Origin of the sequence: Azospirillum sp. TSO5 (genome assembly GCF_003116065.1) — a bacterium.
Classification (GTDB): domain Bacteria; phylum Pseudomonadota; class Alphaproteobacteria; order Azospirillales; family Azospirillaceae; genus Azospirillum.
This window is the reverse complement of the sequence record NZ_LGQY01000006.1, coordinates 88993-103542: the sequence shown is the minus strand read 5'-3', so window position 1 is coordinate 103542 and position 14550 is coordinate 88993. Positions and strand designations below refer to the sequence as shown.

The window sequence follows — 14550 nt, the reverse complement described above, 5'->3', positions numbered from 1 at the left end:
CCCGGGAACCCGGCCGGGCTGGAATGTTGAAGAGGGCGGAACAGGCACTTGCGGGTTGAACGGCCATGAAAGACGCGGCCATGAAGAAGGCGACTGCTGCGGAGAGCGGGAACGAGACGGACGCACGCGACCTGCGGCTGGACTTCTTCCGCGGTCTGGCCCTGTGGTTCATTTTCGTGAATCACATCCCGGCCAACCAGATCTCGTGGGCCACGCCGCGCAATTTCGGACTAAGCGACGCCACCGAGATCTTCGTGTTCATCTCCGGCTACACCGCCGCGCTGGTCTATGGCCGGACGCTGGACCGGCAGGGAATGCCGATGGCGGCGGCGCAGGTGCTGCACCGCTGCTGGACGCTGTATGCCACCTATATCATCCTGTTCTTCGCCTACACCGCGCAGATCGCCTACACCGCCCGCGCCTTCGACAGTCCGCTGTTCGCGGAGGAGATGGGCATCGCCGGCTATTTCCAGGATCCCGTCACCGCCCTGACCCAGGCCATCCTGCTGAAATTCCGGCCGGCCAACCTGGACGTGCTGCCGCTCTACATCGTGCTTCTGCTGGGCTTTCCGCTGCTGCTGCCGGCTCTGCGCCGCCGGCCTCTGGGAGTACTGGCGGGATCCGGCGCGCTGTATCTGGCGGCGCGGCAGTGGGGGTGGAACCTGCCGACCTATCCCGACGGCGGCGTCTGGTACTTCAACCCCTTCACCTGGCAGTTCCTGTTCGTGCTGGGCGCGTCACTGCAGTTCCAGCCGGACCTGCGGGCCGTGCTGACCCGCTTCCGCCGGCCGGTGGGTGTCGCGGCGGCGGTGATCCTGCTGGCCAGCCTGTTTCTGACATTGTCCTGGAAATTCGCCCCGCTGCACGCGCTGATCCCGGTGTGGCTGACGGAGATCCTCTATCCCATCAGCAAGACCGACCTCGACCCGCTGCGCCTGCTGCATTTCTTCGCGCTGGCCTATCTGGTGCTGTGGCTGGTCCCGGCGGGGGCGTCCTGGCTGCGTGGATCCCTGGCCGCCCCGGTGCTCGCCTGCGGGAAGCAGTCGCTGCACGTGTTCTGCCTGGGCGTGCTGCTGTCCTTCGCCGGGCAGACCGTGCTTGTGCATGTCAGCGGCTCGCTTTCCGCCCAGTTCCTTGTTACCGTGGTCGGCATCGCCGCGATGGTGCTGATGGCGCGCTTCCTGAACTGGTACCAGTCGGCGGAGCGGGCACGGCGCCATCGGGTTGCTGCCACCACGAAAATGGGCACATGACGAGTTCATGGGGCGAGGACGGCGAGGGCGGAAGCGACAGATGCTGACGGTCACGGCAATCCTGCTGGCGGCCGCGCTGTTCGCTTCGCCGGATCGCGTCCTTGCCGGCCAACCGGCGGCCCCATCCGTCGATTCCGCCTGTGTCGTGCCGGAATCCGTGCTTGCCCCCGGCAGCGGATTGCCGCGGGTTTCGGCGCAGCTCGCCGCCGGGCGCCCGCTGTCGGTGCTGGTCGTTCATTCCGCCAAATCCCCGTCCAGGCCCGGCATCGTCGGCTATCCCGCCCGGCTGGAGAACGAACTGAAGCGCCGCCTGCCCGGCCGCGAGGTCAGCACCGCCGTGCTGAGCCTGCCCGGCGAGGCGGCGCCCGCCATGGTCGGCCCGCTGACCCAGGCGGTGGAGGACCAGCGGCCGGCGCTGGTCGTCTGGCAGACCGGCACGGTCGACGCCATGCGCAGCCTGGACCTGGAGAGTTTCGGTTCAGCCCTTCAGTCGGGCATTGCCGAGGTTCAGCGCCGCGGCGCCGATATCGTCATCATGGACATGCAGTACAGCATGCACACGGCGCAGCTGATCGACTTCGCGCCCTACGTGTCATACATGTCCTGGCTGGCCCAGAGTTCGGACGTCTTCCACTTTCCCCGCTACGACATCATGCGCTACTGGGTGGAGGATGGCCGCGTCGATTTCACCGACGAATCGGACGGGGCGAAACAGCGTGCTTATGATTTCGTTCACCAATGCATCGGACAATTGCTGGCGCAAAGCGTCGCGACGATGATCGACCCCCTGTCGATCGGCCGGCGCACCGGAGCGAGCAATTGAGCCCTGTTCTGCCGTCCGCCATCCGAATCCTGTCGCTGATCGCCGCCTTCGCCGTTTCCGTCCCGGCCTTCGCCGCGGAATCCGAGGCGTCCGCAAGCTGCCAGCTGCCGCGCGGCGCCTCGGCCCTGTCGGTGCCATTGCCGCAACTGTCACAACGCATCGCGGCCGGCGCGCCGATCCGGATCGTCGCCATCGGTTCCTCCTCCACCGCCGGAGCGGGGGCGAGTTCGCAGAACAAGGCCTATCCGGCCCGGCTCGACCATTACCTGAGCGAGCGGTTCCGCAATGCCGACATCGCGGTGCTGAACCGGGGGATCAACGGCGAGACCGACGACCAGACCGAAAAGCGGATCGAGGCCGATGCGCTGAGCGCCAAGCCCGATCTGGTGATCTGGCAAGTCGGCGCCAACACGGTGTTGCGCGACGGAGACCAGGGATTGAGCGAGCGGTCCATCCGCCAAGGCGTGGCGCGGCTGCGCGCCGCCGGGGTCGATGTGGTGCTGATGGACCTGCAATACGCTCCGAAGATGCTGGAAAAGACCGGCGTCGCCCCGATGCTGACCCGCATCACCGGGATCGCCACCGACAACCACATCGGCCTGTTCCACCGCTTCGACGTCATGCGGTCGCTGGTGGAGAGCCGCGGGATGACCATGGCCGACCTGATCGGACCCGACGGCGTCCACCAGAACGACGTCGGATACGACTGCGTCGCCCGCATACTGGCGGCCGGCATCGAGGACGCGGTGAACGTCCACAACAGCGGGCTTCAGCGGTAAAGGAACCGGGGCGTCAAGGCGCCCCGTTCCCTCAGCGCTGCATCATCGCGCTTTCCTTGCCGCACAGGAAGAACACCTTGGAATAGACCTTCAGCAGCGCGTCGGTCAGCGCCTGCACCTCGGGACTGCCCATGGCACGCGGCTTGGCGGGATCGACATGCAGGACGCAACTGTCCTTGACGTCGTTGAAGGCGGCCAGCGCGTGGATGCGGTCGGGGCGGAACTCGTCGGGGAAATTCTCGTCCATCAGCCAGAAGCACTGGAAGTTCCGGCAGGATTGCGGCCGCTCATCGTAGATCGAGCAGCCCTTGCCCTGGTCGCAGGACGCGCACCATTTGGCGGCGGGCTTCTTCAGCTCGGGTACGCCCATCAGCTTGCAGCAGAGGGTGCATTCACCGCAGTTGCGGTCGGACATCAGGCAAACTCCAAACAACGACGACTGGCAGCGGCTTACACCGGTGCTGGCAGGGCAATGTGCTCGTCCTCGGCGGCCAGCAGCCGCTCGACCGCCTCCGGCAGGGCCGGGCGGGCGAAGTGATAGCCCTGGGCGTATTGGCACAGACCGCGCAGATACACCGCTTCGTCCGCCGTTTCCACCCCTTCCGCCACGCAATCCAGGCGCAAAATGGTGGCAAGGCCGGCAATGACCTGGACGATGGCGGCGTTGCCCTCCCCCGTCGACACCGCCCGGACGAAGCTGCGGTCGATCTTCAGCACGTCGACCGGCAGCTTGTGCAGATAGGCCAGAGAGGAATAGCCGGTGCCGAAATCGTCGATCGACAGGCGGACATCCATGTCGCGCAGGCTCTGCATCAGCATCCGGCATTCGTCCGGATCCTGGACCAGCAGGCTTTCGGTCAATTCCAGCTTCAGGCTGGACGGCGGGATCGGCACCTCGTCCAGCAGGTCGCGCACCGCGCCGACGATGTCGTCGTCGCGGAACTGGCGGGTGGAGACGTTGACGCTCATGAACAGCGGCGTGGCGCGGGGGAAGCGAGCCTGCCACGCCGCCAGTTGCCGAACCGCTTCGCCCAGCGCCCAGCGGCCCATCGGCGCGATCAGCCCGGTCTCCTCGGCCAGCGGGATGAACTCGGCGGGAGAGACCAGACCGCGGTCGGGGTGGTTCCAACGCATCAGCGCCTCGAAGCCGGCGATGGCGCCGGTCTCCAGCAGGACGATAGGCTGGTAATGCAGACAGAGCTGCCCCTGCTCCAAGGCCGCCCGCAGGTCAGCCTCCATCTGCATCGCGGCCATCGCCTGCCGGCGCAGGTTGGCGTCGAACACGTCGATGCGCGCGCGCCCGCCGCTCTTGGCCCGGTACATGGCGAGGCTGGCGTCGCGCAGCATGTCCTCCGCCCGGTCGTAGCCGGTCTGGCTCAACGCCACGCCGATGGAGGCGGTCAGCACGATGTCGCGCCCCTCCTCCAGCGTGACCGGCCGCGAGATGGAGCGGGCCATGCGTTCCGCCGCCTCCAGCGCGTCGCCGGCATCGTCCAGTTCGTCCACCAGAACGGCGAACTCGTCGGCCGACAGCCGGGCCAGCGTGTCGCCGACGCGGCGGCTGGCGTCGAGACGTCTGGCGATGATGCGCAGCACGCGGTCGCCAGCGCTGGTGCCGAGCGCGTCGTTGATCGCCTTGAAGCGGTCCAGGTCGATGATGATGGTGGCGAAGGGCCGGGCGCCGGCGCGGCGGTTGCGGTCCAACGCCTGCCCGATGCGGTCCAGCAGAAGCGTGCGGTTGGGCAGGCCGGTCATGCTGTCGTGGACGGCATCGAACAGGATCTGCTGTTCGGCCTTCTTGCGCGCGGTGATGTCGGTCATCGAGCCGGCCATGCGGACGGCGCAGCCCTTCTCGTTCCGGACAGCCAATCCGCGCACCAGCATCCACAATTCCAGCCCGGCCTTATCGCGGATGCGGAATTCATGCTGGAGATGCGGGCGTTCGCCGGTCAGATGCAGGTTGAGCGCGGTGCGCAGCCCGTCCAGGTCGCCGGGCGTGACCCGCTGGAACCATTCGTCGATGGAACCGGCGATCTCCGCCTCCTCGAAGCCCAGCATCGCCTTCCAGCGCGGCGAGTAATAGACCTCGCCGCTGTCGATGTGCCAGTCCCACAGCCCGTCGGCGGCCCCGGCGGCGGCAAGGGCATAGCGCTCCTCGCTCTGGCGCAGGCGCTGTTCGGCGGTCTTGCGGTCGGTCACGTCGGCCTGGCTGCCGACCAACCGGGTCGGCCTACCGTCGGCGTCCAGCACGGCGATGCCACGGCAGGCCATCCAGCGGATCGCCCCGGCGGCGTTGCGCATGCGGTATTCGACCTGGAAGGCCGCTTCCGATTCGGCCCCTGCCTCTACACCTGCCGCTGCCCCGCCGAGTGCCGCCATCGCGTCGGTCAGGATCGCCCGGTCGGCCGGAAGGATGCGGCCAAGCCATTCCTGCGGATTGTCGGTCAGCTCGCCCGGCGACAGCCCCAGCAGCGACGCCCAGCGCGGCGAGAAATAGACGCGGTCGGTGACCAGATCCCAGTCATAGAGCCCATCGTTGCTGGCCGCAGCGGCGAGCGCATAGCGTTCCTCGCTGCGACGCAGTTCCTTTTCGGCGTGCTTGCGGTCGGTGATGTCGGCGACCGATCCCACCAGCCGGATCGGCTCCCCCGAATCGTCCATCACCGCCATGCCGCGACAGACCAGCCAACGCCAGTGCGGCGTCGCGGCGGCGGTGGAGTCGACGCGGCGGACGCGGTGTTCGATCTGGAAGGGAACGGACAGACCGACCATCTGCGCCTCGAAGGACGCATGCAGCCAGTCGACGTCCTCCGGGTGGACCAGCGACAGCCAGTCGTTCGGCCGGTTGGAGCCGCGGCTTGAATCGCCCGGCGGCAGCCCGAGGAACTCCTTGAAGCGGGGGGAGAGGTACAGCGTGTCGCTGCGCAGGTCCCAATCCCAGACGCCTTCGGTTCCGGCCTTTTCCGCCAGCAGATATCGGTCGATGTTGGTGTTCAAGACCCCTCGTCGGACCAGTCGGCGGTCAGCGATTGGTGGGGCCTCCCACCGTTGAGCCTCCGATGGTAGTGGCATTTTGGTGAAGAAACCATAAATGCATGCGACGGGCCGGCCAACTTGGTTGCCAAGGGTTCCATCTGCGAAATCTTTTCCTATATTAGGATAGCTCGCCACCTCATCCGGGACCGGCACCGATGGATTGGTCCGATCAGGGAATCGTTCTGTCCGCCCGCCCCCAGGGGGAAGGGTCCGCCGTCGCGACTCTGCTGACGCGCGAGCACGGCCGCCATGCCGGCATGGTGATGGGCGGCCGGTCGGCGCGCCAGCGCGGCACGCTGGAGCCGGGGACGCTGGTCCACGCCCGCTGGCGCGGCCGGCTGCCGGAGCATCTCGGCCATTTCACGCTGGAGCCGGTGAAGGGCTATGCCGCCAACTTCTTCGACGACGCGCAGGCTCTGGCCGCGCTGATCAGCGCCTGCGCGCTGGTCGAGGCCGCCCTGCCGGAGCGGGAGGCGCACCCTGCCCTGTTCGACGGGCTGCTCGCCCTGTTCGACCTGCTCGACAACCCGGCCTGGGCCGAGAGCTATGTACGGTGGGAGATCGGGTTGCTGGCGGAGCTTGGATTCGGCCTCGACCTCGACCGGTGCGCGGTGTCGGGGGCCAACGACTATCTCGCCTATGTCAGCCCGCGCACTGGCCGCGCGGTGACCGCGTCGGTGGGCGAGCCTTATCGCGACCGGCTGCTTCCCCTGCCCGACTTCCTGGCCGGGCGCGGCGGTGGCGGACCGGTGGCGGTGGCCGACGGGCTGCGGCTGACCGCCCATTTCCTGGAACGCCACGTGCTGAACGGGCCGCTGCCGCCCGCGCGTGAACGGTTGAGAGAACGTTACGCGAACGCGGTAGCGCGTTCCGCCTGAAACTGCTAGACCCCATCATCATGAAGCCGCAAAACCCCGCCTCCGAGATTCTGGAAAAGCCGCTGGCCGACGCGCTCGGCGAGCGGTATCTCAGCTACGCGCTGTCCACCATCATGTCCCGCTCGCTGCCCGACGTGCGCGACGGGCTGAAGCCGGTGCACAGGCGGCTGCTGTTCGCCATGAGCCAGCTCCGGCTGGAACCGACCACGCCGCCGAAGAAGTCGGCCCGCGTCGTCGGCGACGTGATCGGTAAGTTCCATCCGCATGGCGACACCTCCGTCTATGACGCGCTGGTGCGTCTGGCGCAGGATTTCTCCGTCCGCTATCCGCTGGTCGACGGCCAGGGCAATTTCGGCAACATCGACGGCGATAACGCCGCGGCGATGAGGTACACCGAAGCCCGCCTGACCGAAGTCGCCAAGGCCCTGCTGGAGGGCATCGACGAGGACGCGGTCGATTTCCGCCCGACCTACGACGGCGACGGCGATGAACCGGCGGTTCTGCCCGCCAACTTCCCCAATTTGCTGGCCAACGGGTCGAGCGGCATCGCCGTCGGCATGGCCACCAACATCCCGCCGCACAATGTCGGCGAGATCTGTGACGCGTTGCGCCACCTGATCAAGCACCGCGACGCCTCGATCGAGACGCTGGTCAACTTCATGCCCGGCCCGGATTTCCCCACCGGCGGCGTGCTGGTCGAGTCGCGGCAGAATGTGATCGAAGCCTACCGCACGGGCCGTGGCGCTTTCCGCCTGCGCGCCCGCTGGGAGGTGGAGAAGCTGGGCCAGGGCACTTGGCAGATCGTCGTCACCGAGGTGCCCTATCAGGTGCAGAAAGCCCGGCTGGTCGAGAAGATCGCCGAGCTGCTGCTGGCCAAGAAGCTGATCCTGCTGGAGGACGTCCGCGACGAATCGGCGGAGGACGTCCGCCTCGTCCTGGTGCCGAAGAGCCGGAACGTGGATCCCGAGGTGCTGATGGCCTCGCTGTTCCAGGCGACCGACCTGGAAATCCGCTTCTCGATGAACATGAACGTGCTGGGTGCGGATCATGTGCCGCGGGTGATGAACCTGCGCGAGGTGCTGCAGGCCTTCCTCGACCACCGGCACGAGGTGCTGGTCCGCCGGTCCAACCACCGGCTGAAACAGATCGATCACCGGCTGGAGGTTCTCGGCGGCTATCTCGCCGCGTATCTGAACCTGGACGAGGTCATCCGCATCATCCGCGAGGAGGACGAGCCCAAGCAGGAGCTGATCCGCGCCTTCACCCTGACCGACGTCCAGGCCGATGCCATCCTCAACATGCGCCTGCGCAACCTGCGCAAGCTGGAGGAGATGGAGATCCGGCGCGAGCACGACGCCCTGACCAAGGAGAAGAACGGCCTGCTGGAACTGCTGGGCGACGAAGCCCTGCGCTGGAAGCGGATCGCCGAGGGTGTCGCCGAGATCAAGAAGAAGTTCGGCACCGGCGCGCTCGGCAAGCGGCGCACCGACGTGGCCGACGCGCCCGCGGTGATCGAGGTGCCGCTGGATGCGCTGGTGGAACGCGAGCCGGTAACGGTCGTCTGCTCCGCCAAGGGCTGGATCCGCACGGTGCGCGGCCACCTGACCGACGCCGAGGCAGAGGACGTGAAGTACAAGGACGGCGATTCGCGCGGCTTCATCGAGCGGTGCGAAACGACCGACAAGCTTCTGGTCTTCGCCAGCAACGGCAAGTTCTTCACCATCGGCGTCGACAAGCTGCCGCGTGGCCGCGGCTTCGGCGAGCCGGTTCGGCTGATGATCGACCTCGGCAACGACGTCGACATCGTCGACCTGTTCCGCCACCAGCCCGGCCGCACCCTGATGGTGGTGTCGGAGGATGGCCGCGGCTTCCGCGTCGAGGAGGCGGAGGTGCTGGCCCAGACCCGCGCCGGCAAACAGGTGCTGAACCTGGAGGACGGCAAGTCGGCCCGCATCTGCCATCCGGTGACCGGCGACACCGTCGCCATCATCGGCAACAATCGCAAGATGCTGGTCTTCCCGCTGGAACAGGTGCCAGTGATGACCCGCGGCAAGGGCGTTCAGCTTCAGAAGTACAAGGACGCCAGCGTTGCCGACGTGAAGACCTTCACGCTGGCCGAGGGCCTGAGCTGGAAGAACGGCGAGCGCAACTTCAACGTCACCGACCTGACCGGCTGGATGGGCGACCGCGCCGGCCAGGGCAAGATGCCGCCGAACGGGTTCCCGAAGAACAACCGGTTCATGTGAGGTTGGGTGGGGTGCTCACGAGTGCCCCCTCCCTCCCGCTCTTGCGAGCGGGTCCCTCCCTCCCCCGCCTTCGGCGGTAGAGGGTAGATTTGTAGGACGGCGGCAGTTCCCTCTCCCTCGAAGAGGGGGAGGGTTAGGGAGGGGGCACCACAGCTATACCCACCAAGTAAAACCGCCCCCTACTTCGGCGCCGTGACCGTCGCCGACAGCGGCACGCGCCGCTCCACCAGCGCCGAGGTGACCTCCTTGGCCTTGACCGGGTCCATGGCGGCCAGGATCGGGGCGGTCTTCTGTTCCTTCATCTTCTGGATCACGCCCAGCAGCACCGGCATGTCGAGTTGCTCGAAGATGCGGGCGGCGTCCTTGGGCTTCATCGTCTCGTAGATCTTCACCAGACTGTCGAGCTGCGCAGACTGCTGCTGATCGCCCTGCGCCATCAGCTTCTGGATGTCGGATTTGGTCTTCTCCATCTCCGCCACCTTCTGCTCGATCCGCTTCTCGGCGGCGGACAGCAGGGCTTCGCGCTGTTCCATCTCCTTGGTGCGGCGCTCGATCTCGGCGCGGCGCTCGGCGAAATGCTGCAGCAGTTCCTGGTTGTCGATGGGGCCGAGCGGCGCCAGCGGCGCGTTGGCGGCCGGAGCATTGGCCGGGCCGCTCGCCCCGCCGGGCGCCGGCGGCGCGTCCTTGCCGGCCGGCTTCGTCGTGGCGGACGGCGGCTGACCCGGTGGCATCTGAGTGGGCGGCGTCGCCGGAGTGGAGCTTTGCGGCCCCTGGGCGAGGGTGACCGGGAAGTCCGGCAGGCGGGCGTCGTGGGTGGCGAGGCGCCACAGGTCGCCGACGCGCACGCCCAGCATCAGCACCGCCACGAAGATGGTCAGCGGCAGAAGGCGGAAACGGGCACCGCGCACCCGGGCGCGCAGCCGCTCGGTCAGCGGCACGCGCGGCGACGCCGGCTTGCGCGCCTTGGCCTTCGCCTTGCCCTTCTTCGCCGAAGCCTTGGCCGGGACCTTGCCGGTTGCGGGACGAACCGCCGGCAGTTGCGCCTGCTGGGCGGCCAGCGTGGGCGAAGTGCGGACGCCGGTCGGGGCGGCTCCAGCCGGGCGGATCACGACCTTGGGTTCGCCGCCCGCCGACGCGGGCTTGCCGTCACTGGTGCGCATGGTCATCCAAGCCCCTTGCCGGCATTTTCGATCGCCTGCAGCAGTTCACGTTCGGCCCTGGACAGGCTCTCGCCATCCCGGGTGATGGGGTCGCGCGCCTCGGCCGGCGGTTCGGCGCGGGCGACGGCGCGGCGCGGCGGCGCGTCCAGCCGGGCCGGCGGCGGAGCGTGGTCGTCATGGTCGTGGTCGTCCTCGACCGGCAGGCTGCGCAGGGCCGGGCGCGGCGCCACCAGCGGCGCCTTGGCGGGAGCACGCGAGGCCAGCGCCGGGGCCACGGCGGTGGAGCGGCCACCATCACGGCCGCTGTCTCGCCGGCCGGAATCGCGGCTACCATCACGTTCCCCGACATTGCCCAGCCGGTTGGCAAGCGCGTCGGCGGCTTCGATCATGAACTCCAGCTCGTCGCGCAGGGTCTGCGCCTTGTTCACCGTGCGCTGAAGGTCCTCGCCGGTGTCGCTGGCCGCCTTCTTCAGCGTGCGCACGCCGGTCTCCGCCCGCGCCATCGCGTCGTTCAGACCCTGGATCAGTTCGGCCATCTCGCCGCGGCTCTCGCGCAGCGCGATGATCTGCCGGTTCAGGATGATCGCGTAGGCGATGGTCGCGGCCAGCAGGCCGACCATCACGACGTCGATGATGATGGAGACCAGCGGACTCATAGCCTCATGACCTCCTGCTTGGGCAGTTCCTTTTCCAGGCGGACGGCGATGTGCCCGCCCTTGCGCCCCATCCGCCCCTGGAACATCGACACGTCGCCGCAGCGCAGCTCTATCGCTCCGTCTGGGGTGGCGTTCAGCAGGATGCGGGTGCCGACGCGCCAGTTCAGCACGTCGTGCAGGGTCATCGTCACCTCGTCGAGCACGGCCGACAGATCGACGTCCGTCACCATCAGCTCCGAGGCCAAGTGGGTTTCCCAGATCGAGTCACGGCCGAACTTCTCGCCCATGAACATCTGGAGCAGCAGCTCACGCACCGGCTCCAGCGTCGCGTAGGGGATCATCAGCTCCAGCCGGCCGCCGCGATCCTCCATGTCGATGCGCAGCTTGACCAGCACCGCCGCGTTTGCGGGCCGCGCGATGGTGGCGAAGCGCGGGTTGGTCTCCAGCCGGTCGAAGCGGAAGGTGACGGGCGACAGCGGATCGAAGGCGGCGGACAGGTCGGACAGCACCACATGGACCATGCGTTCCACGAGGTTGCGTTCGATGGTGGTGTAGGGGCGGCCTTCGATGCGCATCGCCGCCGTGCCGCGCCGGCCGCCCAGCAACACGTCGACGATGGAATAGATCAGCGCGGAGTCGACGACCATCAGGCCGTAATTGTCCCATTCCTCCGCCTTGAACACCGACAGCATCGCCGGCAGCGGGATGGAGTTCAGGTAATCGCCGAAACGAACCGAGGAAATCTGGTCGAGGCTGACTTCGACGTTGTCGGAAGTGAAATTGCGCAAGGACGTGGACATCATGCGGACGAGGCGGTCGAAGACCACCTCCAGCATGGGCAGGCGTTCGTAGTTGACCAGCGCCGAGTTGACCAGCGCCATGATGCCGGAGTTGTCGCCGTCGCCAGCGCCACCCTGGTCGAATCCCAGCAGGCTGTCGATCTCGTCCTGGTTCAGGACGCGCGTCGAACCACCGCCGCCCATGTCGCCGACATCGCCGCTGTCCTCGGCCAATGCCGCCCATTCCGCGGCAAGCCGTTCCTCTTCGCTCAGTTCACCGGTGTCGCTCATCGGCCCTTATCCCCAGCTGACCGGGCCCTCACTGGACCAGCATTTCCTTGAACAGCACGTCCTTCACCTTCACCGGAAAAGCGGCGGCGGTGATGCGCAGAAGCAGTTCCTGGCGCAGCCGGTACATGCCGGCCGACCCACGCAGGTCCTCCAGCCGCAATTCGCGCAGGTAGACCTGGAAGTTGTCGATGATGCGCGGCAGCACATGTTCCACCGCACCGACATCCTCCGGCTTCGACAGCTGGATGGAGATCTTGATCTTCAGGAAGGCCGGACGCTTGTTGCCGGTGTTCAGGTTCACCAGCATGTCCGGCAGATCGTAGAAGATGGGTGCCGCGTGCGGATCGGCCTTGCCGGCCTCCGCCCCATGTTCGCCCTCCGCGGCGGCGGCCTGTTCGCCCTCCGCCGCCGGCTTCTCCTTCCCCAGGAAGCTGTCGAGCAGGCCGGAGAAATAGACGCCGGCACCGGCGCCGATCAGCAGGACCAGAGGAAGAACGACGAACAGGACCAGCTTCTTGCCACTGAATTTCTTCCGGGGCAGGCCGTCGGTCAGTTCACCGGCGTCGGTTTCGGCAGCCATGACATCCTGGGATCGTTCGAGGTGCGCAACGGCTCAGGCTTTCACCCGCCTAACAAGGTCAAAGCTACTTTTGGGATAGTTAATAACTCCTTTCGAGTGGGGAATGGACCGCCCCGGACGGGCAGGTTTCCCGCCTCTGTCACCATTTCGGCACGGTTCTTGATTGGGTCTGCCCGGCACTCCGCGTCCGGAGTCCGACCGCGACCGCCCGCAATCCCCTTGGGAAAGGCGGGACCATGGTCCATCGCCCTGCCGCACCGACCCTGCGGCGGGAACGGGAGAGTCTTGCCCGGTCCAACTCGGCAAGGAACGCCCCTACCCCGGCAGATTCTGCCCGGCACCCCCTGCCCCATGCGGCGGGAACGCCCTCGCCTTGCCCGGACTCTGCGGATTTCCAGCACTTCGCGAAGTTGGCACGCCGCCTGCAATACCCTTTCCGCCGGTCGGACGCTGTCGCCCGATCCGTTCGCAAGGTGAAGAGGCCGCAAGATGGAAAATTCGATCTACGTCGCCCTGTCGCGCCAGATGGCGCTGCAACGCCAGCTGGACGTGACGTCGAACAACATCGCGAACATGAACACGACCGGCTACAAGAACCAGCGGATGATGTTCACCGAATTCCTGGAAAAGCCCGGCCTGCATGAGAAGGTCAGCTTCGTCCAGGACCGCGCGGTGGTGCGTGATCTCGCCAACGGCGCCATGACACAGACCGGCAATCCACTGGATCTGGCGCTGACCGGCCAGGGTTATTTCACCGTCGATACCGCCAGCGGCCCGCGATACACCCGCGCCGGCAATTTCCGCCTGAACGACCAGCGCCAGTTGGTTGATGCCGGCGGCCTGCCCGTCCTGGCCAACAACGGCCAGCCCATCACCATTCCGGCCGGCACCGGCGACGTGAAGGTCAGCGGCGACGGCACCGTCGCCACCGAACTGGGCCCGGTCGGCAAGCTGAACATCGTCACCTTCAAGAACGAGCAGCTGATGACCGAGGTCGGCAACGGCCTGTATGTCAGCGACGAGCAGCCGGAGCCGGCGCCGGCCGAGACGAAAGTGGCACAGGGTTTGCTTGAGGGTTCTAACGTTAAGCCCGTCGTCGAGATGACGCAGATGATCGAAATCCAGCGTCAGTACATGTCCGCCCAGCGGATGATCGAAAACGAGCACGAACGTATCCGCACGATGATCCAGCGTCTGGGCCGGACGGCCTGAACCAGACCGACGACGAGAGGAGAAGACCACAATGCGCAGCCTCGCCATCGGCGCCACCGGCATGATCGCCCAGCAGCTCAACGTCGAGACGATCTCCAACAACATCGCCAACTCGACCACCACCGGCTACAAGAAGCAGCGGGCCGAGTTCCAGGACCTGCTGTACCAGAATTTCCGCCGCATCGGCTCGACCTCGTCGGATGCCGGCACCGTGGTGCCGACCGGCGTGCAGGTGGGTGCCGGCGTGCGCGTCGCCGCTGTGGCCCGCGTGCTGGAACAGGGTAACCTGAACATCACCGACAACAAGCTGGATGTCGCGATCAACGGGTCGGGCTACTTCCAGGTGACGCTGCCCAGCGGCGACACCGCCTATACCCGCGCCGGCAACTTCAAGCTGTCGCCGGAAGGCATGATCGTCACCGCCGACGGCTATCCGGTCCAGCCGAACATCACCATCCCGACCGACGCCGTCGACATCTCGATCAACTCGTCGGGCGAGGTGCTGGTGAAGCTGGACGGTCAGACCGCCACCCAGAATGTCGGCCAGCTCCAGCTCGCCACCTTCGCCAACGCGGCCGGCCTCGAAGCCACCGGCGACAACCTGTTCCTGGAATCCGGCGCATCGGGCCAGTCGGTGACCGGCAACCCCGGCGCCCCCGGCTTCGGCCGCGTCACCCAAGGCGCGCTGGAGACCTCCAACGTCAATGTGGTGCAGGAGATCACGACCCTGATCACCGCCCAGCGCGCCTACGAGATGAACTCCAAGGTCATCAAGACCACAGACGAGATGATGCAGCAGGCCAGCCAGATGAAGTAACGGCGCGTGGGGTAATGCCCCCGGCGCTTCGCTTCAGCCT

General features: G+C 66.9%; 13 protein-coding genes. 7 read left to right on the top strand and 6 right to left on the bottom strand.

The window, feature by feature from the left end:
- Positions 1-80 precede the first annotated feature (80 nt).
- The 3 genes from TSO5_RS01285 to TSO5_RS01275 are packed head-to-tail and all read left to right on the top strand — an operon-like array spanning position 81 to position 2855.
- Complete coding sequence (locus TSO5_RS01285; protein WP_247870524.1) at positions 81-1253, top strand: OpgC domain-containing protein; 1173 nt, start codon at positions 81-83, stop codon at positions 1251-1253.
- A 40-nt stretch (positions 1254-1293) separates the two neighbouring features.
- Entirely contained in the window at positions 1294-2076 is a 783-nt protein-coding gene (locus TSO5_RS01280) for a hypothetical protein (protein ID WP_109149893.1), read from the top strand.
- Positions 2073-2855 carry an SGNH/GDSL hydrolase family protein gene (locus TSO5_RS01275; protein ID WP_247870523.1) on the top strand — a complete coding sequence of 261 codons (783 nt, stop codon included), beginning with the start codon at positions 2073-2075 and terminating at the stop codon, positions 2853-2855. The genes TSO5_RS01280 and TSO5_RS01275 overlap by 4 nt, the downstream gene beginning before the upstream one ends.
- A 31-nt stretch (positions 2856-2886) precedes the next feature.
- Here the strand turns inward: TSO5_RS01275 and TSO5_RS01270 are convergent, their stop codons facing one another.
- Complete coding sequence (locus TSO5_RS01270) at positions 2887-3270, bottom strand: hypothetical protein (RefSeq protein ID WP_109149892.1); 384 nt, start codon at positions 3268-3270, stop codon at positions 2887-2889.
- 35 nt (positions 3271-3305) lie between these two features.
- Positions 3306-5852: a GGDEF and EAL domain-containing protein gene (locus tag TSO5_RS01265; RefSeq protein ID WP_109149891.1), complete on the bottom strand. Its 2547-nt coding sequence runs from the start codon at positions 5850-5852 to the stop codon at positions 3306-3308.
- Positions 5853-6046: 194 nt separating this feature from the next.
- On the opposite strand from TSO5_RS01265, the gene recO reads away from it, so the two are divergent.
- A complete protein-coding gene (gene recO / locus TSO5_RS01260; protein WP_109073777.1) occupies positions 6047-6769 on the top strand; it encodes a DNA repair protein RecO in 723 nt (240 codons plus the stop codon).
- Positions 6770-6789: 20 nt separating this feature from the next.
- A complete protein-coding gene (gene parC, locus TSO5_RS01255) occupies positions 6790-9015 on the top strand; it encodes a DNA topoisomerase IV subunit A (RefSeq protein WP_109149890.1) in 2226 nt (741 codons plus the stop codon).
- Between the two features lie 179 nt (positions 9016-9194).
- Here the strand turns inward: parC and TSO5_RS01250 are convergent, their stop codons facing one another.
- From TSO5_RS01250 to TSO5_RS01235, 4 genes are read right to left on the bottom strand one after another with little or no spacing between them, the layout of a single operon-like run.
- The gene (locus TSO5_RS01250; RefSeq protein WP_109149889.1) at positions 9195-10181 is read right to left on the bottom strand and encodes a hypothetical protein; all 987 of its coding nucleotides are present in this window, start codon (positions 10179-10181) and stop codon (positions 9195-9197) included.
- Complete coding sequence (locus TSO5_RS01245; RefSeq protein WP_109149888.1) at positions 10178-10831, bottom strand: DUF6468 domain-containing protein; 654 nt, start codon at positions 10829-10831, stop codon at positions 10178-10180. The genes TSO5_RS01250 and TSO5_RS01245 overlap by 4 nt, the downstream gene beginning before the upstream one ends.
- Positions 10828-11901 (bottom strand): flagellar motor switch protein FliM, encoded by a 1074-nt coding sequence (gene fliM, locus TSO5_RS01240; protein ID WP_085089732.1) that lies wholly within the window; start codon positions 11899-11901, stop codon positions 10828-10830. Before fliM ends, TSO5_RS01245 begins: the two co-directional genes overlap by 4 nt.
- A gap of 28 nt (positions 11902-11929) precedes the next feature.
- Entirely contained in the window at positions 11930-12481 is a 552-nt protein-coding gene (locus tag TSO5_RS01235; protein WP_109149887.1) for a flagellar basal body-associated FliL family protein, read from the bottom strand.
- A 489-nt stretch (positions 12482-12970) separates the two neighbouring features.
- On the opposite strand from TSO5_RS01235, the gene flgF reads away from it, so the two are divergent.
- Together flgF and flgG are read left to right on the top strand one after the other, a co-directional pair.
- Positions 12971-13693 carry a flagellar basal-body rod protein FlgF gene (gene flgF / locus TSO5_RS01230; protein WP_109149886.1) on the top strand — a complete coding sequence of 241 codons (723 nt, stop codon included), beginning with the start codon at positions 12971-12973 and terminating at the stop codon, positions 13691-13693.
- 31 nt (positions 13694-13724) lie between these two features.
- Positions 13725-14510: a flagellar basal-body rod protein FlgG gene (gene flgG / locus TSO5_RS01225; RefSeq protein WP_085089735.1), complete on the top strand. Its 786-nt coding sequence runs from the start codon at positions 13725-13727 to the stop codon at positions 14508-14510.
- Positions 14511-14550 lie beyond the last annotated feature (40 nt).